Below are 24,925 nucleotides of genomic sequence, written 5' to 3' on the forward strand. Positions count from 1 at the left end.
TTAGCCGATTGTCATCAGGCTGGCGTTGCCGCCTGCGGCTGCGGTATTTACGCTGAGCGAGCGCTCGACGTAAAGACGTTCCAGCAGCAGATTGGTTTCGCCGCGGGCAAAGCCCTGCACCGAAATAATCGCGCCGTCGCGGGCCGCGACCTGCTGACACAACTCACGCAGCTGGTCAGAATCACCGTGGTAAATGACCGCGTCGAAATGCTCTGCGGTAATCTGCTCGCGTTTAGCGAAGTGAATACGCTCGTTGACCGCTTTTGGAAGCTGTTTGGCAAGCGAACGGTGCAGACTTTCGTCCGGCCAAAGCACTTCACAGCCCACTGCGGTGACGGCGGCCAGCTGAATCAGCGCATCGTCTTCGTTATCCGCAAGACACAGTACGCGTTCACGCGGCATCAGCGTCCAGGTGTTGCGCTCGCCGGTTGGGCCTGGCAACAGACGCTGCGTTCCGGCCTGCGCCAGTTCCGCATAGCGTGTACAAAGGGTTTGCAGTGCCGGGCGATTGTTCGCCCATTCGCGCAGCGCCGTCAGCGGTTGTTCAAGCAGCATTTTCAGCTGCGCGTCGACCGGGCGTTCGGCATCCTGACGGTTGAGGGTGGTGAGCAGCGCGTCGTCCGGGCGACTGGCGAGCAGGCGATAAAGATACATTGGACCACCCGCTTTCGGGCCGGTGCCCGACAGGCCTTCACCGCCGAACGGCTGCACGCCAACCACTGCACCCACCATATTACGGTTGACGTACAGGTTGCCGACGTTGGCGCTGCCGGTGACCTGAGCGATGGTTTCATCGATACGGGTATGCACGCCAAGGGTTAAGCCGTAGCCAGAGGCGTTAATCTGCTCTACCAGCGCATCCAGCTCGTTGCGGCTGTAGCGCACCACGTGCAGAACCGGGCCGAAGACCTCTTTTTGCAGCTCGTCAAAGCTCTCCAGCTCGATGAGCGTTGGCGGCACGAAGGTGCCGGTGGCCCATTCGCGGCGGTCGTCGCCGTTTTCCCGTGCGGCCTGGAACACCGGGCGGCCTTTACTGCGCAGCGCCTGAATATGACGCTCGATGTTACCTTTGGCTTCGGCATCAATCACCGGGCCGATGTCCGTGGTCATGCGTCCTGGATTGCCCATGCGACACTCTGCCATCGCGCCTTTCAGCATCGTCAGCGTGTGATCGGCAATGTCATCCTGCAGACAAAGCACGCGCAGGGCGGAGCAGCGCTGGCCTGCGCTGTCGAACGCCGAAGCCAGCACGTCGACCACCACCTGTTCGGTCAGCGCAGAGGAATCGACAATCATCGCGTTCATGCCACCGGTTTCGGCGATAAGCGGCGTCGGGCGACCCTGTGGATCGAGGCGGCTGGCGATATTGCGCTGCAGCAGCGTGGCGACTTCGGTGGAACCAGTGAACATGACGCCGCGCACGCGGTTATCGGACGTCAGCTGTGCGCCAACGGTTTCCCCGCGGCCTGGCAGCAGCTGAACCACGCCCGGCGGCACGCCTGCTTCCAGCAGAATGTTGATGCCCTGAGCGGCAATCAGCGGCGTTTGCTCCGCAGGTTTTGCCAGCACGCTGTTGCCAGCGGCAAGGGCTGCCGCAATCTGCCCGGTGAAGATCGCCAGCGGGAAGTTCCACGGACTGATACAGACAACCGGTCCGAGCGGGCGGTGCGTTTCATTGGCGAAATCATCGCGAACCTGTCCTGCATAGTAATGCAGGAAGTCGACCGCCTCGCGGACTTCGGCGATGGCATTGGAGAAGGTTTTTCCGGCCTCACGCACCAGAATGCCCATCAGCTGCTGCATCTGGCCTTCCATCAGCACGGCAGCGCGTTCGAGGATAGCGGCACGCTCCTGCGGCGGCGTGGCGAACCAGATTGGCGCGTTGTTGACCGCGCTGGTCAGCGCCTGTTCCACTTCCTGTTCGGTGGTTTCACGGGCATAACCGACAATGTCTTTCGGCTCGGCCGGGTTCACCACCGGCTGCATATCGCCCTCTTCGGTCGGCTGTTCCAGCATCGGTTTGGCGTGCCACTTCTGCAACGCGCTGTTGAGCAGGGAAGAGGAGAGGGAGGCGAGACGGTGTTCATTCGCCAGATCGAGCCCGGCAGAGTTATCGCGACCTTCGCCATACAGCGCGCGAGGCAGCGGGATCTTCGGATGCGGCAGGCCGATGTTGCCTTCCTGCTGCGCCAGCGCTTCCACCGCGCTGACCGGGTCGGCGACCAGCTCGTCAAGCGGCAGGCTGGTATCGGCAATGCGGTTGACGAAAGAGGTGTTAGCGCCGTTTTCCAGCAGACGACGCACCAGATACGCCAGCAGCGTTTCGTGGGTGCCCACCGGAGCATAAATGCGGCATGGTCGGTTCAGCTTGCCGTCGGCAACTTTGCCCACGACCTGCTCGTACAGCGGTTCCCCCATGCCATGCAGGCACTGGAATTCATACTGTCCCGGATAATAGTTCTGGCCCGCCAACTGGTAAATCGCCGCCAGCGTATGGGCATTGTGGGTGGCGAACTGCGGATAAATCAGGTTCGGCACCGCCAGCAGTTTTTTGGCGCAGGCGAGATAGGAGACATCGGTGTACACCTTGCGGGTATAAACAGGGTAGCCCTCAAGGCCGTCCATCTGCGCACGCTTGATTTCACTGTCCCAGTACGCGCCCTTCACCAGGCGGATCATCAGGCGACGACGGCTACGGGTGGCAAGGTCAGTCAGGTAGTCAATCACGAACGGGCAGCGTTTCTGATAGGCCTGAATGACGAAACCGATACCGTTCCAGCCCGCCAGATCCGGCTCGAAGCAGAGTTTTTCCAGCAGGTCGAGGGAGATCTCCAGGCGGTCGGCCTCTTCGGCGTCGATGTTGATGCCGATGTCATACTGGCGTGCCAGCAGGGTCAGGGATTTTAGTCGCGGGTAAAGCTCTTCCATTACACGGTCGTACTGCGCGCGACTGTAGCGCGGATGCAGGGCAGAGAGCTTAATGGAAATGCCCGGGCCTTCATAAATGCCGCGGCCGTTTGAGGCTTTGCCAATTGAGTGAATGGCCTGCTGGTAGGAAACCATATACGCTTGCGCATCGGCGGCGGTCAGGGCGGCTTCACCCAGCATGTCGTAAGAGTAGCGGAAGCCTTTTTCTTCGAGCTTGCGGGCGTTAGCCAGCGCCTCTGAGATGGTTTCTCCGGTGACAAATTGCTCGCCCATCAGGCGCATCGCCATGTCCACGCCTTTGCGGATCAGCGGCTCGCCGCTCTTGCCGATAATGCGGTTCAGGGAGCGGGAGAGGCTGGCCTCGTTGTGCGTTGATACCAGTTTACCGGTGAACAGCAGCCCCCAGGTGGCGGCGTTGACGAACAGCGACGGGCTGCGGCCAATGTGCGACTGCCAGTTACCGTTGCTGATTTTGTCGCGGATCAGCGCATCGCGGGTGGCTTTATCCGGAATACGCAGTAATGCTTCCGCCAGGCACATCAGCGCCACGCCTTCCTGAGAAGAGAGGGAGAACTCCTGCAGCAGGCTCTGCACCATTCCTGCACGACCGCTCGCATTCTTCTGGTTACGCAGCTTTTCCGCCAGCTGATAAGCAAGCTTATGTGCCTGCTGGGCAATTTCCTGCGGCAGACGGGCCTGCTCCAGCAGCATTGGCACAGCGTCAGTCTCAGGACGACGCCATGCGGCGGTGATAGCTGAGCGCGACACCGACTGCGGCAGAATTTGCTCGGCAAACTCAAGGAATGGCTGGTGCGCTTCGTCGGCCTGAATTACGCCTTCCTCGCTTTCGTTGGCGGCCCCGGAGAGGAGCGCCGGCAGCTCCGGCAATGTTTCGTCGTTCTCCAGCTTTTCCAGATAGTTAAAGATAGCCTGCTTGATCAGCCAGTGTGGGGTGCGGTCAATGCGGGTTGCGGCGCTTCTAATTCTTTCGCGAGTGGCATCGTCAAGTTTGACGCCCATGGTAGTGCTGCCCATGCCAGAAACTCCTGTTGTTCTGTTACTGCTGCTTTAGTTGCACAGAAATATCTACCATGTTGCAACTTTGTGCAACCGTGTTAAGTGTGACCTCGCCAGCAATCAGGAAAAGCAATGGATTGTTAAAAGCGTTTAACAATAAAAAGCACGCTAAGAATAATGATTAGGACCAGGTTTTATGCGGGATTTAACATTTTCAAAAGGTGCAACCGATAAAAATGTGAGCAAGTGCAACCTATAGAAAAATGGTCTGATTGCCGGGGTGTAATATCTGTAAATGCAGTGTTAAATCGTTTGTGAATAAATTCCGCTTACGGCAGGATACGCTCCTTCCGTAATAAATAACCTGATTCTTCGTTCCGGACTCAGGGATAAAAAAGCGTTTTCTGGAGAATGATTTATGGCTAGTACACCGATGGTGGTGACGTTTCTTATTTATATTTTGGGGATGATCCTGATTGGCTTTATTGCCTGGCGCTCCACCAAAAATTTTGACGACTATATTCTGGGCGGCCGTAGCCTCGGGCCATTTGTGACCGCGCTTTCTGCAGGCGCATCCGATATGAGCGGCTGGCTGCTGATGGGCCTGCCGGGCGCCATTTTCATCTCGGGTATTTCCGAGAGCTGGATTGCTATTGGCCTGTGCGTGGGGGCATGGATTAACTGGAAACTGGTGGCCGGGCGCCTGCGCGTGCATACCGAAGCTAACAATAACGCCTTGACCCTGCCTGACTATTTCACCGGACGTTTCGAAGATAATAGCCGTGTGCTGCGCATTATCTCCGCGCTGGTTATCCTGCTCTTCTTCACCATTTATTGTGCATCCGGCATTGTGGCGGGGGCGCGTCTGTTTGAAAGCACCTTCGGCATGAGCTACGAAACGGCGCTGTGGGCCGGGGCAGCGGCGACTATTCTTTACACCTTCATAGGCGGCTTCCTGGCCGTGAGCTGGACGGATACCGTGCAGGCAAGCCTGATGATTTTCGCCCTGATCCTGACTCCGGTGATTGTCATCCTGACCGTCGGCGGCTTTGGCGATTCGCTGGAAGTCATCAAGCAGAAGAGCATTGAGAACGTCGATATGCTCAAGGGCCTGAACTTTGTGGCGATTATTTCGCTGATGGGCTGGGGCCTGGGCTACTTCGGTCAGCCGCATATTCTGGCGCGCTTCATGGCGGCGGATTCCCATCACAGCATCGTGCATGCCCGTCGTATCAGCATGACCTGGATGATCCTGTGCCTGGCGGGCGCGGTGGCCGTCGGCTTCTTCGGCATTGCATTCTTCAACACTAACCCACAGCTGGCGAACGCGGTGAACCAGAACAGCGAGCGCGTGTTTATTGAACTGGCGCAGATTCTGTTCAACCCGTGGATTGCCGGGATCCTGCTGTCGGCCATTCTGGCGGCGGTGATGTCCACCCTGAGCTGTCAGCTGCTGGTGTGCTCCAGTGCGATTACCGAAGACCTGTACAAGGCCTTCCTGCGTAAAGGCGCGAGCCAGAAAGAGCTGGTGTGGGTTGGGCGCCTGATGGTGCTGGTGGTGGCGCTGGTAGCGATTGCGCTGGCCGCTAACCCGGAAAACCGCGTGCTTGGTCTTGTGAGCTACGCATGGGCGGGCTTCGGTGCCGCGTTTGGGCCGGTGGTGCTGTTCTCCGTAATGTGGTCACGCATGACCCGCAACGGTGCGCTGGCAGGGATGATTATCGGGGCCATCACCGTCATCGTCTGGAAACAGTTCGGCTGGCTCGGCCTGTACGAAATTATTCCGGGCTTTATTTTCGGCAGCATCGGTATTGTGCTGTTCAGCCTGCTGGACAAAGCGCCGTCGGCATCAATGCTGAAGCGCTTTGCCGACGCGGATGCGCACTATCACTCTGCGCCACCAACAAAGCTGCAACCTGAGTAAACTGAAGCCCGCGAAAGCGGGCTTTTTTCTTGCTAATCACCTGAAAATAAGCTGATATCTTCCGACATAAAAACAATGAGGATAGCAGACAATGAAAATCAGAACGGGCTTAGCCGCCGCCGCGCTGGCGATCGTACTGAGCGGTTGCACGGCACCCTCGCAGAAAGCCGTAACAGACACCCAAAGTTGCAAAACCGAAAACCAGATGCAGCAGACGACGCTCTATTTCGGCCTGAGTCGTCCGGCAGGGAAGGACATCACGGCACAGGAGTGGCAGCAGTTTGTTGACCGCGACGTGACGCCGCGATTTAAGGATGGCCTGACGGTGTTTGATGCGCGCGGGCAGTGGCTCGGTAATGACGGCACCGTGGCGCGCGAGCAGAGCAAAGCCCTGATGCTGATTCACGGCAAAGATGCGCAGAGCGAAACGAATATTGAGGCCCTGCGGGGGGTCTACAAATCCCGCTTTGCGCAGGAATCGGTGATGCGGGTCGATCAGCCGGTTTGCGTGCAGTTCTGATGAAATCTGCCGGGGGGGCGCTACGCTTACCCGGCCTGCGTAGGTCGGGTAAGCGTCAGCGCCACCCGACGAAAATTACAGCACCAGCCCAGCAAAGCTCGCCGAAAGTAAACTCACCAGCGTCGCGCCGTACACCAGGCGCAGCCCAAAGCGGGAAACCGCGTTCCCCTGCTTCTCGTTCAGCCCCTTAATGGCGCCCGCCACGATGCCGATAGACGCAAAGTTAGCGAAGGAGACGAGGAACACGGACAGAATACCCAGTCCGCGCGGCGTCATTTCTGCAGCAATCTTTTGCAGTTCGATCATCGCCACAAACTCGTTCGCCACAAGCTTAGTTGCCATAATGCTGCCTGCGTGCAGCGCATCGCTCAGCGGAATGCCAATCAGCCAGGCCAGCGGGTAGAAGACGTAGCCCAGAATCGCCTGGAAGCTCAGGCCAAAGAGCGTCGAGAAGAGGGCGTTCACCGCGCTGATCAGGGCGATAAAGCCGATCAGCATCGCCAGGATAATCATCGCCACTTTGAAGCCGGCGAGAATATATTCTCCGAGCATTTCAAAGAAGCTCTGTGATTCGTGCAGTTTCTCGAGCTTAATTTCCGCTTCGGCATCCGGGCGCGTCGGATTAATCACCGACAGGATAATAAAGGTGCTGAACATATTCAGCACCAGCGCCGCCACCACATATTTCGCGTCGAGCATGGTCATATAGGCGCCAACAATTGACAGGGAGACCGTCGACATTGCCGTGGCGGCCATGGTGAACAGCCGACGTGAGGAGAGGTCGCCGAGTACCCCCTTGTAAGCAATGAAGTTTTCAGACTGGCCGAGGATGAGTGAGCTCACTGCATTAAAAGATTCCAGCTTGCCCATACCGTTGACTTTCGACAGCAGCGTGCCAATGACGCGAATAAAAATGGGCAGAATACGCCAGTGCTGGAGAATACCGATCAGTGCGGAAATAAAAATAATCGGGCACAGCACGCCCAGGAAAATAAAGGCCAGGCCTTTGTCGCTCATGCCACCAAAGACAAAATTGCTGCCCTCTGCGGCATATTTCAGCAGCGATTCAAACATGCCTGATACAGATTTAATCAGGACTAAACCGCTCTCGGCGTGCAGGAAAAAGAACGCCAGCGCCATTTCAATAATAATGAGTTGGGCCAGATAGCGAATGCGAATGGTTTTGCGGTCAAAACTGACCAGCCAGGCGAGTGCGAGGATTACCACCAGCGCCAGCAGGAAGTGGAGTAGATTAGCCATTTCAGTGTATATGCAGGTAAACGGGCGCCTATTTAGCCACAGCCCTTCAGCGACGTAAACGATTACCTGTTAATAAGCTTAGATAAATTGCTTCGCCTGCTCACCCTGTCGCCGGAAACTTTTTACAACCTGACATCATTATCCGCACATTTTACTTGAGTTTCTTTGCGTCGTAATGATAATCACTATCACTCATATTTACGAAACTTTGCATCCATTGACTGCGGTTCACACTGAAGGGTTTCAGGCATGTTTGTTCCATTTCTCATCATGTTACGCGAAGGGCTGGAAGCGGCGCTTATCGTCAGCCTTATCGCCAGCTATCTGAAACGCACGCAGCGAGGGCGCTGGATTGGCGTCATGTGGATTGGCGTATTCCTCGCCGCTGCGCTTTGCCTTGGACTCGGGATTTTCATCAACGAAACCACCGGCGAATTTCCGCAGAAAGAGCAGGAGATGTTTGAGGGCATCGTGGCGGTCATTGCGGTGTTTATCCTGACCTGGATGGTGTTCTGGATGCGCAAAGTGTCGCGCAACGTGAAGAAGCAGCTGGAAGAGGCAGTGGATAACGCGCTTCAGAAAGGCAACAACCACGGCTGGGCGCTGATTCTGATGGTCTTTTTCGCCGTGGCGCGCGAAGGACTGGAGTCCGTATTTTTCCTGCTGGCTGCTTTTCAACAGGATCTCGGCATCTGGCCGCCGCTGGGCGCGATGCTCGGCCTCGGGACCGCCGTGGTACTCGGCTTTATGATTTACTGGGGCGGTATCCGCCTGAACCTCGGCGCATTCTTCAAGTGGACCAGCCTGTTTATTCTGTTGGTGGCCGCCGGGCTGGCGGCAGGCGCTATCCGCGCCTTCCATGAGGCAGGGTTGTGGAACCACTTCCAGGGTGTCGCTTTTGATTTAAGCAATACGCTCTCAACCCACACGCTGTTTGGCACGCTGCTGGAAGGGATTTTTGGCTACCAGGAAGCACCGAGCGTCAGCGAAGTGGCTGTGTACTTTATCTACCTTATCCCGGCGCTGGTGCTGTTCGCACTGCCGCCACGGGCTGCAACGACGCCGTCGCGCAGCGCACCATAATCACTATTTTAGTTACAACATACTCATTGGATAAAAGGGATGGTCATGACGATTAATTTCCGCCGTAGTGCGCTGCAGCTGGGTATCGCTGCGCTGTTCTCCTCTGCGTTTGCCGCGCAGGCCGCCGATATTCCACAGGTTAAAGTCACGGTGACGGACAAGCAGTGTGAGCCGATGAACATCACCGTGAACTCGGGCAAAACGCAGTTCATCATTCAGAACCACAGCCAGAAAGCCCTGGAGTGGGAGATCCTCAAAGGCGTGATGGTCGTGGAAGAGCGCGAGAATATCGCGCCGGGCTTCACCCAGAAGATGACCGCCAATCTGCAGCCGGGCCAGTATGAAATGACCTGCGGCCTGCTGACCAACCCGAAAGGGACGCTGACTGTTAAAGGCGAAGCGACGGCGGATGCGGCGAAAGCCAACGCGGTGCTCAGCCTTGGCGATGCGATTGCGGATTACAAAGCCTACGTGACGGCTGAAACCGCTGAGCTTGTGAAAGGTACCAAAGCCTTCACAGACGCGGTGAAAGCGGGCGATATCGAAAAAGCCAAAGCGCTGTACGCTCCGACACGCCAGCATTATGAGCGTATCGAACCGATTGCCGAGCTGTTCTCCGATCTCGACGGCAGCATTGACGCGCGTGAAGACGACTACGAGAAAAAAGCGGAAGATCCGAAATTCACCGGCTTCCACCGCCTGGAAAAAGCGCTGTTTGGCGACAACACCACCAGGGGCATGGAAGAGTACGCGACGAAGCTAAACAACGACGTGCTGGAACTGCAAAAGCGCATCAGCGAACTGGCGTTCCCGCCGTCTAAAGTTGTCGGCGGTGCTGCGGACCTGATTGAAGAAGTGGCCGCCAGCAAAATCAGCGGGGAAGAAGACCGCTACAGCCATACCGATCTGTGGGATTTCCAGGCCAACGTCGACGGCGCACAGAAAATCGTGAACCTGCTGCGTCCTCAGCTGCAAAAAGAAAATAGCGCGCTGCTGGCGAAGGTGGATGCCAACTTCAAGAAAGTCGACACCATTCTTGCGAAGTACAAAACCAAAGACGGCTATGAAACGTACGATAAGCTGACGGATTCCGATCGCAATGCGCTGAAAGGGCCAGTCACGACCCTTGCGGAAGATCTGGCACAGCTGCGTGGGATCCTCGGACTGGACTAGTGTAATGGCACAGAGCAAACCGGATGATCTGACCGAGCCGTCACGTCGTCGCTTACTGAAAAACATCGGCGCGCTGGGAGGCGCGCTGGCGGTGACCGGGGGCTGCCCGGTCGCCCATGCGGCAAAACCGCAAAGTGCGCCGGGTACGCTTTCTCCCGATGCACGTATGGAAACGCAGCCGTTCTATGGCACGCATCAGGCGGGCGTGTTGACGCCCCAGCAGGCGTCGATGATGATTGTGGCGTTTGACGTGCTGGCCAGTGATAAAAATGACCTGCAGCGGCTTTTTAAGCTGCTCACCGATCGCATCACTTTCCTGACCAGCGGTGGGCCTGCGCCCGATACGCCAAACCCGCGTCTTCCACCGATGGATTCGGGGATCCTTGGGCCTTATATTGCACCGGATAACCTTACCATTACGGTGTCCGTCGGGCAGTCGCTGTTCGACGAACGTTTTGGCCTCGCGGCACATGCGCCGAAGAAGCTGCAACGGATGACGCGCTTTCCGAACGACGCGCTGGATGCGGCACTCTGCCACGGCGACGTGCTGCTACAAATCTGCGCCAACACGCAGGATACGGTTATCCATGCCCTGCGTGACATCATCAAGCACTCACCGGATCTGCTGAGCGTGCGCTGGAAGCGGGAAGGATTTATCTCTGACCACGCGGCACGCAGCAAAGGCAAAGAAACGCCGGTGAATTTGCTCGGCTTTAAGGATGGCACCGCGAATCCTGACAGCAAAGATGCGAAGCTGATGGATGAGATTGTCTGGGTGACGGACGGTCAGGGCGAGCCGGCCTGGGCCGTTGGGGGGTCTTACCAGGCGGTGAGAATTATCCCGTTCCACGTAGAGTTCTGGGACCGGACGCCGCTGAAGGAACAGCAGACCATTTTCGGGCGGGACAAGCATTCCGGTGCACCGCTCGGCATGAAGAACGAGCACGATGTGCCGGACTATGATCGCGACCCGAATGGCGATGTGATTGCGCTCGACAGCCATATCCGTCTCGCTAATCCGCGCACGCCGGAAACCCAGTCCAGCTTAATGATGCGCCGTGGCTACAGCTATTCGCTGGGCGTCACCAACTCTGGCCAGCTGGAGATGGGGCTGCTGTTTGTCTGCTATCAGCACGATCTGGAGAAAGGCTTCCTGACCGTGCAGAAGCGGCTCAATGGCGAGGCGCTGGAGGAGTACATCAAGCCGATTGGTGGCGGATATTTCTTCGTGCTGCCGGGTGTGAAAGACAAATCGGGCTACCTCGCCCAGCCACTTCTCGAAGCCTGAATTACTGCCCGGCGGCGCTGTGCTTGCCGGGCCTACTAAATACCCTATCCAGGCCCGATAAGCGCAGCAGGCAAAAAAAAACCGTTACCCGCCTTATTGTTTCATCTGGTCACATTTTATCTTCCACCTGCGTCCATCATTTTTTTGTATTGGCAGGTGATTGATATAATTCTGTAATATTTCTGTCAGAAACTGATCCCGGCCGGGAAAATGCACGTTCGTTAGCTTTAAGTAAAAAATATGTTGCATTAATGATAATTGGTGATGTACTTAATACAACAGCGGTAGTTCCCGGCAGTGAAGGTTCACTTAGGAGATCGCTAATGGTTGGGTCCTGTACTGGACAGAAAAGCAAACATAACCGCAGCACCCAGCGCGGAGGCCACACCTCCGGCAGCGACGTCTTCACCACTAAATTTCCCTCTTCCACATCCACCGATGTGATGCGCGGTGCGCGTAGTCGCGTCATCACCTCTCATCAACCAGCAAGCAATGGCTTACAAGGAAGCCAAACCTCAGACGTTAGTGCGCATAATCGTGCTGATGTAACCAGCACGTGTAATGTTGACCAACAACTCAAGGTGCTATCCATGGGAAGACAAAAAGCAGTGATCAAAGCTCGTCGTGAAGCAAAACGTGTGCTGAGACGGGATTCACGGAGCCATAAACAGCGTGAAGAAGAATCGGTCACCTCGCTTGTGCAGATGGGCGGCGTAGAAGCAATTGGCATGGCGCGGGACAGCCGCGATCATTCTCCAATTGAAGCGCGTAATGAAGCTCAGGCGCACTACCTGAATGCAATTGAGAGTAAACAGCTGATCTTCGCCACCGGCGAAGCCGGGTGTGGGAAAACCTGGATCAGCGCAGCGAAAGCGGCAGAGGCCCTGATCCATAAGGATGTGGAGAGGATTATCGTTACCCGTCCGGTTCTGCAGGCCGATGAAGATCTTGGCTTCTTACCCGGCGATATCTCTGAGAAGTTCGCCCCGTACTTCCGCCCGGTCTATGACGTGCTTGTCAGAAGGCTGGGGGCGTCCTTCATGCAATACTGCCTGCGCCCGGAAATTGGCAAGGTAGAAATCGCGCCGTTCGCCTACATGCGCGGACGTACCTTTGAAAATGCGGTGGTGATTCTGGACGAGGCCCAGAACGTGACCGCAGCGCAAATGAAGATGTTCCTGACGCGCCTCGGGGAAAACGTAACGGTCATCGTGAACGGCGACATCACGCAGTGTGACTTACCGCGCGGTGTGCAGTCCGGTCTTAGCGATGCGCTGGCGCGTTTTGAAGAGGACGATATGGTCGGTATCGTTCGCTTCACCACAGAGGATTGCGTGCGATCCGCGCTCTGCCAGCGTACGCTACACGCCTACAACTGAGGTTGCGCCCCGACAATTATGCCGGGGCGTTTTTCATTTCGAAGCAAGCGACCTTTCTTATCGCAGGAAAAACGGTTAGGGCTTTCCTTTCATGGGTAAGTGCGGTCCGGTGAAACCGTTAAGGTTTCATGATGTGCAACAGTGCTGCCCGATGCTCGGGGCCATACATGACGGTGCCAACCGGGACGTCCGGCCCAACGGCTTCAGAAATTTTGGTTACCCAGGTCGGACCAAAACCACCGCAGATCTCAATAACCTGAACGCCTTCACTGACGAGCTGTTTTGCTACCTGAATGATTGAACCATCGGTTTTTGCTGAGGGGCTAAACCCGACGGTAATAAACTCACAGCTATTGCTTTCGTTTCTGTGGATCACGGTGTTTTTCTCTGGAGAAAAATCGGGTGAGAAATAGAAAAAGGCCCATTTTTTGAGATTTGGAAACATGGTTACTCCCCGTGGATAGTCTGCTTTGACGTCTGTATGTATGGCTATTCTAAAAAACATTCTCAAATTGGCAAAATTATCCGAAACGATAATCACTGTTTTACAGGGGGAGTGAAACAGTGGGGGCAGTGCCACAGGCGAAAAAAAAGCCCGTACTTTCGTACGAGCTCTTCTTCAAAGATGGCGGTGAGGGGGGATATCACTCGGCACATCCGTGTGCCTCGCCCTTCGGGTGGCCGCTGGCCATGCTGAACGGCTATCCTGCCGTTCAGTCGAACCCCGGTCGGGAGTTCTCATCCCCCCACAGACGGTGCCACAGGCGAAAAAAAAGCCCGTACTTTCGTACGAGCTCTTCTTCAAATATGGCGGTGAGGGGGGGATTCGAACCCCCGATACGTTGCCGTATACACACTTTCCAGGCGTGCTCCTTCAGCCACTCGGACACCTCACCATATTGTATTGCTGCCTGACCTCTCGGGGGCAACGGGGCGGTACTATAGGGAGTTGAACCTGTACGGTCAAGAATAATTTCCTGGAATTGGTGCAACAGGTTAAGCAATGAACACCGACGCCAGGCGGTGGCCGTTTTATGCCCGACAATCATCAAAAAGTTTATGGTGATGGCTTATCCGGAAAAAAATTTTCGACCGCCAGGAATAAATCCGTTCCTCGTTCGTCTTGTGTAGACTCTATTGTGACTGAGCTTCTAAGATGAAAACACCTGACCGCGTTTTTGCGAAAAAAAATTTCCTGTTGCTGCTTGTCGGCGGTATTCCCGTAGTCCTGCTGCTGCTCTTTGTCTGGGCTGGCGGCTGGCTGACGCCGAACCGGCTCTCGGCGAATACGCTCATTGAGGTGCTGGAAAAAAATGGCGGCGTGCATCCAGGCTTTCGCCGCAATCATGCCAAAGGCATTTGCGTGAGCGGCGAGTTTATTTCCAACGGCAAGGCCGCAACGCTTTCGCGGGCGACAGTCTTTCGCCCAGGAATTGTGCCGGTCATCGGCAGGCTGGCCATTGCCGGCGGCAATCCGGGCGCGCCGGATTACGCCGTGCCGGTGAGAAGTTTCGCGCTGGCGTTTACGCTAACTGATGGCGAGCAGTGGCGCAGCGGCATGAATGCGCTGCCATTCTTTAGCGTCGCTACCCCGCAGGGGTTTTATGACCAACAGATCGCCACCCGTCCGCTGGCGGCGAGTGGAAAACCGGATCCGCAGAAAATGCAGGCCTTTATGCAGGCGCATCCGGAAGCTAAACCCTTCTTCCAGTGGGCGAAAACGCACGTTCTGGCCGCTAGCTGGGCGCAGGAACAATACAACAGCCTGAACGCCTTCCGCTTTATTGATGCGCACAACCAAAGCCATTTTGTGCGCTGGAGCCTGGTGCCGCACTCTCCGTGGCAACCTGTTTCGGCGCAGGATAAAGAGGATAAAAATTACCTTTCCAGCGAACTGAAAACGCGCCTGGCCGCGGGACCGTTATCCTGGGATCTGCTGATCACCGTCGCCCAGCCGGGAGATCCGGTCAATGATGCGACGAAGGCCTGGCCGCAGGAGAATCCTTCTCTGGTAGCGGGGACAGTGGTGATTCACAAGGCTGAAGATCAGCAGGGGGGCACGTGCAATAATATTAACTACGATCCGCTTATCCTGCCGGACGGGATTGCCGGTTCCGACGATCCGCTGCTGAACGCGCGCTCTGCGGCTTATGCAAAATCTTTTAATCTGAGAACGACCGAAGAAACCCGTCAGGGTCAGGAGAAGCGTTAATGAAAACTCAGGCGACGATCTTCCACCCGCTGCTGCGCCTTGTTCACTGGCTGATGGCGCTGGCGATACTGGCGATGCTGTTTATCGGCGTCGCGATGGTCTCAACGGTTTCATCCAGTCACTCGCTGCTGCTCGCCGTGCACAGACCCCTTGGCGCGGCTATCGAAGTATTAGTGCTGTTGCGTATTTTTCTCCGCTGGCGATACGGTGCACCGGCGCTGCCGGGTTCCTTACCTCGAGGGCAAAAAGTGCTGGCCCATCTTTCTCATCTGGCGCTTTATCTGCTGATGGTTGCTCAACCGCTGGTCGGCTGGGCGATGCTTTCCGCCGCAGGCTATCCCGTTACGCTGTGGGGTGGAGTGGTATTACCGGCATTGCTGCCCGTGAACATCTCTCTGTATGCCATCCTGCGTCCTTTACATACGTTGCTCGCGTTTGCTTTGTTCGCCGTAATCCTTGCCCATGTCGCCGCGGCGCTGCTGCACGGACTGATCCTGCGTGACGGTGTATTCAGCACTATGAGCAGCGTTCGTCGACGTCCGGGAGGGTGAATAATGCTGTCGCTTAGCGATGAGGACGTTCGCGAACTGCTCCCGCACCTCCAGCGCTTTGCGCTATGGTTGACGCGGGACGTCATGGCTGCCGAGGATCTGGTGCAGAATACGCTGATTAAAGCGCTGGACGGCCCGGCGGACAGAGAAGAGGTACGTAATCTCCGCACCTGGCTGTTCTCGATCCTCTGGCACCAGTTTCTTGACGGAGAGCGGCGGCGTAAGCGCTGGCAAAGGCTGCTGACTTTTTTTCAGGGGGAGGAAAAAACGGATATTACCGGTGAAAACAGCGTGATGGCTGACGAAATGCTGGCGCTGTTTTCCCATTTACCCGCAGATAGCCGGGCGTTGCTCCTGCTGATAAGCGTGGAGGAGATGAGCTACCGGGATGCCGCCGAAGCGCTCAATATTCCTCTCGGAACGGTGATGTCGCGCTTGTCCAGAGCGCGTAAGCAGCTACGGCAGTTGACTGAGGAGCATGCGTCGCCCGTAGTGCTAAGGAGATTAAAATGAGCAATCTGCCTGATGAAAGCCAGTTTCATGCCTGGTTAGATGGTGAAACCGACGAACGGACCAGCCGGGAGATTGAGGCCTGGCTGCGCGATCACCCCGCCATGGCCCGGGAGGTGGAGGGATGGCGACAGGATAAACTGCGTCTGCAGCGCGCCGTGAACCAGACGGATATTCGCTATCTGTCAGCAAACTCTGACCCCGTCAGGCTGCGCTTTCGCCTGCGGCAGCGGCGTATTCAGCGCCTTGCGCTGGCCTTTTCTCTGGTGCTGACACTGGGGGCGGGAAGCCTCGGCGGCTGGCAGCTTAAAGAGCACGTTCAGTCGCGGACGCTGCCGATGGAAGACGCGGTACAGGCCTATAAACTGTTTGGCGATCTTCCTCAGCTTGCCAGTATGGATATTCGCACCAGCGAGCCGCCGATGCTGGAAAACTGGCTGAGACGCTACTTTATCAGCGGTACGCTGCCGCCGAATCTTGAACGCTATGGCTTTAAGCTTATCGGTGCCAGGCTGATGGCCAGCGAGCAGGGGGCATCGGCGCTGGTGCTTTATGAAACCGCCGGAGGGGAGCGGATCGCCTGGTATATTCGTCATCGGGCGACCCCGCTGAACAAAGGAGCGCGGCAGAGCGATGGCCTGGTGGCGCAATACTGGAGCGACAGTCATTACAACTATGCGGTGGTGAGCCCCGTTACCGGCAATAATTTGCCAGCTTTGCGCAAAGCCATTAGCAGCGAAATGGGCTAAACCCACCGGCGCGGAAGGCAATCCGCACCGACTGTTGGGCGTAAATCCTCAGGAGGAGTGCGGGGTAAAGGCGGGAATCGCTTTACCGTCCACCGTCATCCCTGAGAAGGCGAGCATCGGTGCCAGCGTGGCGTTGTTGTCAGCCGGGAAATTCAGCGTGGGTTTTGAGACCTCGCTGAGACGGGCAAGCTGTTCCGCCGACAGCGTTACCTCAAGCGAATCGAGGTTGGTTTTCAGCTGATCGAGCCGCCGCGCGCCAATCAGCGTGGCGCTGATGCCAGGTTGTGACCTGACCCAGGCCAGCGCCACCGCCGCCGGGCTGACGTTAAGCGCTGAGGCGATCCCGACCACCGTTTCAATCACCGCGTAATCTGCCGGCGAGGGTACGCCCACCAGACCGCTGCGACGAGTATCAACGTTGCCGCCGTCGTCGCGGCGGAATTTGCCGCTCAAAAATCCGCTCTTCAGCGGCGACCAGGGCATGATCCCCATGCCCATCTCCTGCGCCAGTGGGAACAGTTCGCCCTCGCTCGTGCGCTCCAGCAGGGAGTATTCCAGTTGGAGCGCAATAATCGGTGCCCAACCACGGAAGGCTGCGATCGTCTGCGCCTGCGCAGTTTTCCACGCCGGAATATCCGAGAACCCGACGTAGCGAATTTTGCCGGCAGTGACCAGATCGTCGAGTCCGCGCAGCGTCTCTTCGACAGGTGCGTTACGATCCCAGTTATGCAGCCAGTAGATATCGATATAGTCGCTCTGCAGGCGTTGCAGCGAGGCTTCGCACTGTTGGATCAGCGCCTTACGCCCCGCGCCACCGCCGTTTGGGTCTCCGGGGAAGAGGTTGCAGTAGAACTTCGTGCTCAGCACCAGCTCATCGCGTCTTAGTGCGCGTTGCTTGATGTAGTCGCCGACAATCTGCTCCGAATGGCCGGCGGTGTAGATATTGGCGGTATCGACAAAGTTGCCTCCGCGGCTTCTGTACTCATCAAGCATGGCAAACGACGCTTCCGGGCTGGCCCCCCAGCCAAAGTCTTCGCCGAAGGTCATCGTTCCCAGGCAATACGGGCTGACCCGTAGCCCGGAACGCCCCAACGTAATGTAGTGATTGAGTGGCATAACGTTCTCCTGTCTGTATAGAAAATTATTCTCCGATCAGCTCCAGCGACAGCGCCCACAGGCGTTCGGCCTGGCGGGGATCGATCGCCCAACGACGTACACCGCTGACGTCGGGACTGTCGTCGGCGACCAGAAGCGAAATATCGCAGTCGGCGCAATAGACGCCGCCCATTCCGGCCAGCTGAGGACTGGTGGCGGCCCACAGGCTGGTCGACGCCCCTTGCGCGAGGGTCTTCAGCGGTGAAGGAACAAAGTCTGGCCCCACCTGTGCTGCCTGGGCTACCGCCGCCTTCTCCTCCCGGGTCATAAAGCGGCTCAGTCGGGTGGTGGGAACTCTGCCGGGATGGACCGCGAAAGCGTGAATACCGGACTCGCGTCCCAGCTTGTCGAGTTGGACGGCAAACAGGGCGTTGGCCGTTTTCGACTGGCCATAGGCACGCCAGGGATCGTAGGGTCGCTGCGTGTAGTGGATATCCTCGAAGCAGACGGGCGAATAGCGGTGGCCTAAAGAGGATAAGGTGACAACACGGGCGTTACCCGCGGCGACAAGCGCCTGCCAGAGCCGCAGCGTCAGCTGGAAATGGCCGAGATGGTTGGTGGAAAACTGTGATTCATAGCCGCGCGCGTCCCGGGAGAGCGGTGGGGCCATGATGCCGGCGTTATTCAACAGAATGTCGACGCTATCGGTGCTGGCAAGCACCGCGTCGGCAAAACGGTCAATGGTGGCAGGGTCCATCAAATCCAATGGTTGCACCATGACATCCGGCATATCGGCAAGGGCGGCCCGCGCTTGAGCGACATCGCGGGCGGGGGCCATTACCCTGGCGCCAGCGGTGTGCAGCGCCCTGACGGTTTCCAGACCAATGCCTGAATGACCGCCCGTCACGATGGCGTATTTCCCGCGAAGATCGATGTGGCGCATCACCTCCTTGGGGGTAGAGGTTGCGCTGAAACCTGAAGTTATAGGGGATTGCGGGGTGGACATAAAGGTTCTCCAGGACGAAGGGGTTATCACATGGTAGAGTGTCGCTACTGTACGATGAAGCCGTGAAAGTGCAATTTATATGCGTGATAGTTCAAATTCACCGCCCGACCCGCTCTCCGATCTGCTGGATTTTCTTCAGGTCAGGTGCGATCTATCCGGACGTCTGGTGGCCGGCGGCGCCTGGGCGCGGCGTTTCGCCAATCTTGATGCGATTAAGTTTTGCGCGCTTACCCAGGGGCGATGCTGGTATTCGCTGGACGATATGTCCGCACCGCAGCTGGCGGAGAGCGGCGACGTCCTGATTACTAACGGGACGCGCACCCTGACGCTGGCCAGCGACGCCGGGCTGATACCCGGCGCCGGTACGGAGCCGATCGCCCGCGACGATGACGACCAGTATCGCCTGGGGTGCGGGCAGGATTTCACTATGCTGGGCGGCAAAGTCCGGGTGGATGCCGATCGCCAGGCGCTGCTGCTGAGCGGCCTTCCGCCGCTGATCCACGTCCGCGGCGGCGCCGTCGAGGCCGGGCCACTCGCCTGGCTGCTCAAACAGCTGGTGGTCGAAATGCAAAACCATCGTCCCGGGCGGGCCAGCGCGATCGCCGGGCTGACGCAACTGCTCTTTACCCAGACGCTGCGGGCCTGGCTTGCCCACGCCACGGATGAAGATAAGGGCTGGCTGAAAGGCTTTGCCGATCCGCGGCTCTCTCTGGTGCTGAGCTGCATTCACGGCGAACCTTCCCGCCGCTGGAGCCTGCAAACTCTGGCAAAACAGGCCGGAATGTCGAGAACGTCGCTTGCGGTGAGGTTTCGTGAACAGATAGGGATGCCGCCGTTGGCCTACCTGACGCAGTGGCGGATGTATCTGGCGCGGCGCGAGCTGCTGGCGGGGGAGGCGATGGCCGACGTTGCGGCGAAGGTAGGATATGCTTCCGAAAGCGCGTTCAGCAGCGCTTTTAAGCGGGTGATGGCCGTAGCGCCCGGCTATTATCGCCGGGGCACGTCGGGAGAAGCCTCTGAACAGACGCCCTCCGTCGGGCCAGAGCGCGGCGATTTTTAACCACTGCTCTGCCCTGGATCTTCTGCCTGAATAGCAATCGTGGTGAGTTCAGGGCTGAGCAGGCACGCAATCTTTCCGTGTTCCGATGCCAGCTTATCTGCCTGGCGCAAGAAGTTTGGCGTTAGGGAAGTTCCTGAAGTGAAGCAGCTTAAGTGACGCTTTGAGATAACAATGACGTGGTTTGTTGGGTTTGACAGGCTGTGGGAATCAGAGAGTTTACAGGCTTTATCAGTAGAGGGGAGACTGAGGATTTTCGCGATAGCCGTTGAATCAATAGCAAATATGGATTCGCAAGGCTGCATGAAAGCAGGAATTTGGCTCCTCTGACTGGACTCGAACCAGTGACATACGGATTAACAGTCCGCCGTTCTACCGACTGAACTACAGAGGAATCGTTTGAACGGGGCGAATAGTAGCGATGCTCGCCTGCCATGTCAAAGCCTCTCTTCACTGGATGCGTTTAACTGCTGACAATTTCAGCAAAGCGATGCAGTTTGCTGAAAATAAGCACGGTCCGCACCGTACTGGTGCAGCACTCTCCCTGATGGAGCATCGTGCTATCCGCTTATCGGTTACTAAAAGCGCCGATATTATTAGCATCTCTTATTTAGCGGCCTGTGTAGCCGTTTTGTCCGGTTGGTCAAAAACTGGCAAGCATATTGCAACTTCTCCGACAACTGAATCGCCAGCAGTGGCACTGGCATCCCGAACCGGAGGCAAAATGAACTTAAGACGACTGAAATACTTTGTGAAAATCGTCGATATCGGCAGCCTGACTCAGGCGGCCGAGGTGTTGCACATCGCGCAGCCCGCGTTAAGCCAGCAGGTGGCGACGCTTGAGGGTGAGATGGATCAGCAGCTCCTTATCCGTACCAAGCGGGGCGTGACGCCGACGGAAGCCGGAAAAATTCTTTACACCCATGCGCGTACCATTTTACGCCAGTGTGAACAGGCGCAGATGGCCGTGTGCAACATCGGTCAGACGCTGAGCGGGCAGGTATCAATTGGCCTTGCGCCAGGCACGGCAGCCTCTTCGATCACTATGCCGTTGCTGCAGGCAGTGAGAAATGAATTGCCGGATGTCACCGTCTATTTGCATGAAAATAGCGGCACCGTGCTGAATGACAAACTGCTGAACGGCCAGCTGGATATGGCCGTGCTCTATGAGCGCTCGCCGGTGGCGGGAATCACCAGCCAGCAGTTGCTCAAAGAAGATTTATGGCTGGTAGGTACTCGTGATTGTCCGGGGCAGAGCGTGGATCTGCTGGCGGTGGCTGAAATGAATCTGTTCCTGCCGCGTGACTATAGCGCCGTGCGTGCGCGCGTGGATGAAGCTTTTTCCCTGCGCCGCCTGACGGCAAAAATCATCGGTGAAATTGAGTCGATCTCCACGCTGACCGCAGCGATTGCCAGCGGGATGGGCGTGACGGTATTACCGGAGTCCGCAGCCCGTTCACTCTGCGCCACGGCGAATGGCTGGATGGCGCGCATCACTACGCCGTCAATGAGCCTGCCGCTGTCGCTGAATATGTCGGCGCGCGGGTCATTATCGCCACAGGCTCAGGCGGTGAAAGAGATCCTGCTGTCGCTGGTCAGCCGTCCTTCGCTTGAGAATCGTGAACTGCAGCTGGTCAGCTGATATATATCTGAATGGAATAAGTTGCTGGTTTTTATTATTTGTTCGCCAGGGGCCCAGACTCTAACAATAGCGGTATGTCTGAAGGTCCCTGGAGGGAAGGGTGAATTTCCAGCAACTGAAAATTATTCGTGAGGCGGCGCGGCAGGACTACAACCTGACCGAAGTCGCCAATATGCTTTATACCTCGCAGTCTGGCGTCAGCCGCCATATCCGAGAGCTGGAGGAAGAGCTCGGGATTGAGATTTTTATCCGCCGCGGCAAACGCCTGCTGGGGATGACCGAGCCGGGCAAAGCCCTGCTGGTGATTGCTGAACGCATTCTCAACGAAGCGAGTAATGTTCGTCGTCTCGCTGACCTGTTTACCAATGATGCATCCGGCGTGCTGACTATTGCTACCACGCACACCCAGGCGCGTTACAGCCTCCCGCCCGTCATCAAGGCATTTCGCGAGCTGTTTAAAGACGTTCGGGTGGAGCTGATTCAGGGCACGCCGCAGGAAATTGAAACGCTGCTGCATAACGGCGGGGCGGATATCGGCATCGCCAGCGAGCGCCTGAGCAACGATCCGACGCTGGTGGCTTTCCCCTGGTTTCGCTGGCACCACAATCTGCTGGTGCCGGAAGGGCATCCGCTCTCTCAGACGGTTCCGCTAACGCTGGAGGCCATCGCGCGCTGGCCGCTTATTACCTATCGTCAGGGGATCACCGGGCGCTCGCGCATTGATGAAGCCTTTAATCGCAAAGGGCTGGTGGCGGACATTGTGCTGAGCGCCCAGGACTCTGATGTGATCAAAACCTATGTTGAGCTTGGGCTTGGTATCGGACTGGTTGCAGAACAGTCCGCTGATGGGCAGGAGTCTGGGCGCCTGACGCGGCTTGATACTCATCATCTGTTTGATGCTAATACCGTCTGGCTAGGGTTAAAGCGTGGTCAGCTGCAACGCAACTACGTCTGGCGTTTCCTGGAGCTGTGCAACGCGGGGCTGTCAATCGATGAGATTAAGCGCCAGGTGATGGAGCCGGAAGAGGCGGCGATTGATTATCAGATTTAGGCTGGGTTCGCACCAGGTCCACCTTGGGGGAGTTCAGTTTGTTTTGCTGGTCAGGCAGCGCTTTGCTCAGTAGATGTTCGTTGACCATGCTGAACGGCTATCTTGCCGTTCAGCTTAACCCCGTGGACAACGTAAAAGGCGATAAAAGCTCCCACTTTTCAGATCAGAAGAGGTAGCGAGTGCCGAGGGTGAATTCGCTGGCGGTAAGCCGGGCTTTCATTTGCTCGTCTTTCAGCCCACGCACATTGCTAAAGGTGTTGTAGCCACTTTCGACTTTCCCCATATCGGTATACCGGTAGCCGACGTCAATGCTCAGCCGCTCCAGCGGAGAGTAGCTGAAACCAGCGCCTAAGGAATATGCAAGATTGTTTTGCGTGCTGTCGGCATATTCACGTGATGAAACGCCCTGCCAGCCGCCAGCTTTGACTTTTGCTACCCCTACGCCAGCGGTTCCAAACAGTGAAATGCCATAGCCGAGGTCGTAATCCCGGTACACATTAAACATCAGTCGTTCGGTTTTAAGCTGTAAATGGTTATAGCTACTGGGGAACGTTGTTGAACCACTGGTGAACTCTGACTTCTGGCGGAAAGTATATTCGCCTTCGGTTCTCCAGCCGTTACCGTACTGGTAGCCTGCCGCCAGGGAAGCACCATCCTGCCTGTCTTTTTCTTTACCGCCAACAAACTGTCCGACGCCAGGACGGCTACTGAGGTCCTGATCGCTGGCGTGCTGTTCAGTGGATAAGTACTTCGCTGAAACGTAATATCCCTCGTCACTGGTTGCTGCCATCGCATGGTTAGCACAGAACAACGATGCCAGCGTCAGTAAAGCGATTTTGTTTTTCATCTACTTCCCCTTATTGTCCTGTCACAAATCAGCAGACGATGCTTGCTTATGCTCAGGAAGTTCTTGATGGGGGCATACTAAGAAATAGAACGCTTGGGTGAAATTGGCATGAATACCAGGCTCTCCAGGTATTTTTACTTATCTGGGGGGGGGGGTAGATGCAGGGATAACGAAGAAGACGGTGCCACAGGCGAAAAAAAAGCCCGTACTTTCGTACGAGCTCTTCTTTAAATATGGCGGTGAGGGGGGGATTCGAACCCCCGATACGTTGCCGTATACACACTTTCCAGGCGTGCTCCTTCAGCCACTCGGACACCTCACCATATTGTCTTCCCGGCGCTGCCGGGACGGGCGGTAATGTAAGGAAAAGCGGCACTTGCGTCAATCAACTTTTTTGAAAATCCTCCCGATTAGCCAAACTTCCACCAACCTGCTTTCGGAATAACCGCAATCCGCTTTTTTTCTCAGCATCCGCTTTTACACCTGACAGCTTCCTGAAATTTGTTATGCTGACAACCCACTATAAAACAATCAAAAAATGCGCTGGCAGCTGTCAGAAAGGCGCTTTAATAAGGAGTCTGCAATGGAGATCATCTTTTACCATCCCACCTTTGACACCGCATGGTGGATAAACGCTCTGGAGAAAAACCTCCCGGGGGCGAAAGTGCGTGAATGGAAACCGGGCGACAACCGGCATGCTGATTACGCGCTGGTTTGGCATCCTCCAGTGGAAATGCTACAGGGGCGTGACCTGAAAGCTGTCTTTGCGCTTGGCGCGGGCGTGGACTCGATCCTCAGCAAGCTGAAGGCGCATCCGGAGATGCTCCCGCTGTCGATTCCGTTATTCCGCCTCGAAGATACCGGTATGGGGCTGCAAATGCAGGAATATGCCGTCAGCCAGGTACTGCACTGGTTCCGTCGCTTTGATGATTATCAGGCGCAAAAGCTCGAAACTCGCTGGGAGCCGCTCCCTGAATATACGCGTGAAGAGTTTACTATTGGTATCATGGGGGCGGGCGTACTTGGCAGCAAAGTTGCTGAAAGTCTGCTGGCGTGGGGCTTCCCGGTGCGCGTCTGGAGTCGCAGCCGTAAAGCGTGGCCAAACGTCACAAGCTTTGCCGGCGCTGGCGAAATGGGCGATTTTTTGCGTGAAACGCGGGTCCTTATCAATCTGCTGCCAAATACGGCGGAAACCGTTGGTATCATTAATCATGCGTTACTTGAGCAACTTCAGGAGCGCAGCTATTTGTTGAATCTTGCACGAGGCGTGCATGTTAATGAAGACGATCTGCTGCGAGCGCTGGAGAACAACAAGCTTAAAGGCGCGATGCTGGACGTGTTTAGCCGCGAGCCTCTGCCTGTAGAAAGTCCGCTGTGGCGGCACCCTCGCGTGGCAATGACCCCGCACGTTGCTGCGGTCACACGTCCGCAGGAAGCCATCGCCTATATCAGTAAAACTATCAGCGGACTGGAGCGAGGTGAGGCCGTCACCGGGCAGGTAGACAGAGCCCGTGGATACTGAGTTCAACCCGGCCTGGCCGGGTTTTTCGCTAATAAAGGCCGGGCATTCCTGCTATGCTTGGGCTTAATAAGAAGACCGGGCACTCCTGCTATGCCTGGCCTTAATAAGAGA

The 24,925-nt window shown here is 56.6% G+C and carries 21 protein-coding genes, 3 tRNA genes and 1 other RNA gene; 14 read left to right on the plus strand and 11 right to left on the minus strand.

Going from position 1 to position 24,925, the window contains the following annotated elements:
• Positions 1-3,963 carry a trifunctional transcriptional regulator/proline dehydrogenase/L-glutamate gamma-semialdehyde dehydrogenase gene (gene putA / locus AB1287_RS07630; RefSeq protein ID WP_312629747.1) on the minus strand — a complete coding sequence of 1,321 codons (3,963 nt, stop codon included), beginning with the start codon at positions 3,961-3,963 and terminating at the stop codon, positions 1-3.
• Positions 3,964-4,363: 400 nt separating this feature from the next.
• On the opposite strand from putA, the gene putP reads away from it, so the two are divergent.
• Both putP and AB1287_RS07640 read left to right on the plus strand, forming a co-directional pair.
• Entirely contained in the window at positions 4,364-5,869 is a 1,506-nt protein-coding gene (gene putP, locus AB1287_RS07635; RefSeq protein WP_312629748.1) for a sodium/proline symporter PutP, read from the plus strand.
• Positions 5,870-5,960: 91 nt separating this feature from the next.
• The gene (locus AB1287_RS07640) at positions 5,961-6,389 is read left to right on the plus strand and encodes a DUF3574 domain-containing protein (protein ID WP_435617413.1); all 429 of its coding nucleotides are present in this window, start codon (positions 5,961-5,963) and stop codon (positions 6,387-6,389) included.
• 75 nt (positions 6,390-6,464) lie between these two features.
• On the opposite strand, the gene AB1287_RS07645 is transcribed toward AB1287_RS07640, so the two are convergent.
• On the minus strand, positions 6,465-7,649 hold the full coding sequence (locus tag AB1287_RS07645) for a NupC/NupG family nucleoside CNT transporter (protein WP_435617414.1): 1,185 nt from the start codon (positions 7,647-7,649) through the stop codon (positions 6,465-6,467).
• A 249-nt stretch (positions 7,650-7,898) separates the two neighbouring features.
• Here AB1287_RS07645 and efeU point away from each other — a divergent pair, with 249 nt between their 5' ends.
• From efeU to efeB, 3 genes are read left to right on the plus strand one after another with little or no spacing between them, the layout of a single operon-like run.
• Entirely contained in the window at positions 7,899-8,732 is an 834-nt protein-coding gene (efeU, locus tag AB1287_RS07650) for an iron uptake transporter permease EfeU (RefSeq protein WP_312629751.1), read from the plus strand.
• 45 nt (positions 8,733-8,777) lie between these two features.
• On the plus strand, positions 8,778-9,905 hold the full coding sequence (efeO, locus tag AB1287_RS07655) for an iron uptake system protein EfeO (protein ID WP_435617415.1): 1,128 nt from the start codon (positions 8,778-8,780) through the stop codon (positions 9,903-9,905).
• 4 nt (positions 9,906-9,909) lie between these two features.
• A complete protein-coding gene (gene efeB, locus AB1287_RS07660; RefSeq protein ID WP_435617416.1) occupies positions 9,910-11,193 on the plus strand; it encodes an iron uptake transporter deferrochelatase/peroxidase subunit in 1,284 nt (427 codons plus the stop codon).
• Between the two features lie 136 nt (positions 11,194-11,329).
• Here the strand turns inward: efeB and AB1287_RS07665 are convergent, their stop codons facing one another.
• The gene (locus AB1287_RS07665; protein WP_435617417.1) at positions 11,330-11,662 is read right to left on the minus strand and encodes a hypothetical protein; all 333 of its coding nucleotides are present in this window, start codon (positions 11,660-11,662) and stop codon (positions 11,330-11,332) included.
• 121 nt (positions 11,663-11,783) lie between these two features.
• Between AB1287_RS07665 and phoH the strand changes: the two genes are divergently transcribed.
• Positions 11,784-12,572 (plus strand): phosphate starvation-inducible protein PhoH, encoded by a 789-nt coding sequence (gene phoH / locus AB1287_RS07670; protein WP_312629759.1) that lies wholly within the window; start codon positions 11,784-11,786, stop codon positions 12,570-12,572.
• Between the two features lie 118 nt (positions 12,573-12,690).
• On the opposite strand, the gene AB1287_RS07675 is transcribed toward phoH, so the two are convergent.
• The 3 genes from AB1287_RS07675 to AB1287_RS07685 all read right to left on the minus strand — a co-directional run bounded on the left by AB1287_RS07675 (position 12,691) and on the right by AB1287_RS07685 (position 13,468).
• Complete coding sequence (locus AB1287_RS07675; RefSeq protein ID WP_435617418.1) at positions 12,691-13,113, minus strand: DUF6506 family protein; 423 nt, start codon at positions 13,111-13,113, stop codon at positions 12,691-12,693.
• Between the two features lie 85 nt (positions 13,114-13,198).
• Positions 13,199-13,334: non-coding RNA, RtT sRNA (locus AB1287_RS07680), on the minus strand.
• A 46-nt stretch (positions 13,335-13,380) separates the two neighbouring features.
• Positions 13,381-13,468 (minus strand) — tRNA-Ser (locus tag AB1287_RS07685).
• Between the two features lie 260 nt (positions 13,469-13,728).
• Here AB1287_RS07685 and AB1287_RS07690 point away from each other — a divergent pair.
• From AB1287_RS07690 to AB1287_RS07705, 4 genes are read left to right on the plus strand one after another with little or no spacing between them, the layout of a single operon-like run.
• Positions 13,729-14,784: a catalase family peroxidase gene (locus AB1287_RS07690; RefSeq protein ID WP_435617419.1), complete on the plus strand. Its 1,056-nt coding sequence runs from the start codon at positions 13,729-13,731 to the stop codon at positions 14,782-14,784.
• Complete coding sequence (locus AB1287_RS07695) at positions 14,784-15,335, plus strand: cytochrome b (protein WP_435617420.1); 552 nt, start codon at positions 14,784-14,786, stop codon at positions 15,333-15,335. The genes AB1287_RS07690 and AB1287_RS07695 overlap by 1 nt, the downstream gene beginning before the upstream one ends.
• A 3-nt stretch (positions 15,336-15,338) precedes the next feature.
• Positions 15,339-15,848, plus strand: a complete 510-nt coding sequence (locus AB1287_RS07700; protein ID WP_435617421.1) for an RNA polymerase sigma factor — start codon at positions 15,339-15,341, stop codon at positions 15,846-15,848.
• Entirely contained in the window at positions 15,845-16,594 is a 750-nt protein-coding gene (locus tag AB1287_RS07705; RefSeq protein ID WP_435617422.1) for an anti-sigma factor, read from the plus strand. The genes AB1287_RS07700 and AB1287_RS07705 overlap by 4 nt, the downstream gene beginning before the upstream one ends.
• A gap of 48 nt (positions 16,595-16,642) precedes the next feature.
• On the opposite strand, the gene AB1287_RS07710 is transcribed toward AB1287_RS07705, so the two are convergent.
• A complete protein-coding gene (locus tag AB1287_RS07710; RefSeq protein ID WP_435617423.1) occupies positions 16,643-17,710 on the minus strand; it encodes an aldo/keto reductase in 1,068 nt (355 codons plus the stop codon).
• A 25-nt stretch (positions 17,711-17,735) separates the two neighbouring features.
• On the minus strand, positions 17,736-18,695 hold the full coding sequence (locus tag AB1287_RS07715) for an oxidoreductase (protein ID WP_435617424.1): 960 nt from the start codon (positions 18,693-18,695) through the stop codon (positions 17,736-17,738).
• 79 nt (positions 18,696-18,774) lie between these two features.
• On the opposite strand from AB1287_RS07715, the gene AB1287_RS07720 reads away from it, so the two are divergent.
• Positions 18,775-19,755: an AraC family transcriptional regulator gene (locus tag AB1287_RS07720; protein WP_435617425.1), complete on the plus strand. Its 981-nt coding sequence runs from the start codon at positions 18,775-18,777 to the stop codon at positions 19,753-19,755.
• Between the two features lie 315 nt (positions 19,756-20,070).
• Here AB1287_RS07720 and AB1287_RS07725 read toward each other — a convergent pair.
• Positions 20,071-20,146: transfer RNA gene (locus AB1287_RS07725), tRNA-Asn, on the minus strand.
• 330 nt (positions 20,147-20,476) lie between these two features.
• On the opposite strand from AB1287_RS07725, the gene nac reads away from it, so the two are divergent.
• Entirely contained in the window at positions 20,477-21,394 is a 918-nt protein-coding gene (nac, locus tag AB1287_RS07730) for a nitrogen assimilation transcriptional regulator NAC (protein WP_435617426.1), read from the plus strand.
• A 100-nt stretch (positions 21,395-21,494) separates the two neighbouring features.
• Complete coding sequence (gene cbl / locus AB1287_RS07735) at positions 21,495-22,445, plus strand: HTH-type transcriptional regulator Cbl (protein ID WP_435617427.1); 951 nt, start codon at positions 21,495-21,497, stop codon at positions 22,443-22,445.
• 163 nt (positions 22,446-22,608) lie between these two features.
• Here cbl and AB1287_RS07740 read toward each other — a convergent pair whose 3' ends face one another.
• Together AB1287_RS07740 and AB1287_RS07745 are read right to left on the minus strand one after the other, a co-directional pair.
• On the minus strand, positions 22,609-23,292 hold the full coding sequence (locus tag AB1287_RS07740; protein WP_435617428.1) for an outer membrane protein: 684 nt from the start codon (positions 23,290-23,292) through the stop codon (positions 22,609-22,611).
• Positions 23,293-23,526: 234 nt separating this feature from the next.
• Positions 23,527-23,614 (minus strand) — tRNA-Ser (locus AB1287_RS07745).
• A 261-nt stretch (positions 23,615-23,875) separates the two neighbouring features.
• On the opposite strand from AB1287_RS07745, the gene ghrA reads away from it, so the two are divergent.
• A complete protein-coding gene (ghrA, locus tag AB1287_RS07750) occupies positions 23,876-24,814 on the plus strand; it encodes a glyoxylate/hydroxypyruvate reductase GhrA (RefSeq protein ID WP_435617429.1) in 939 nt (312 codons plus the stop codon).
• Positions 24,815-24,925 lie beyond the last annotated feature (111 nt).

It is taken from the genome of Scandinavium sp. UTDF21-P1B, from assembly GCF_040750395.1.
Lineage (GTDB): Bacteria > Pseudomonadota > Gammaproteobacteria > Enterobacterales > Enterobacteriaceae > Scandinavium.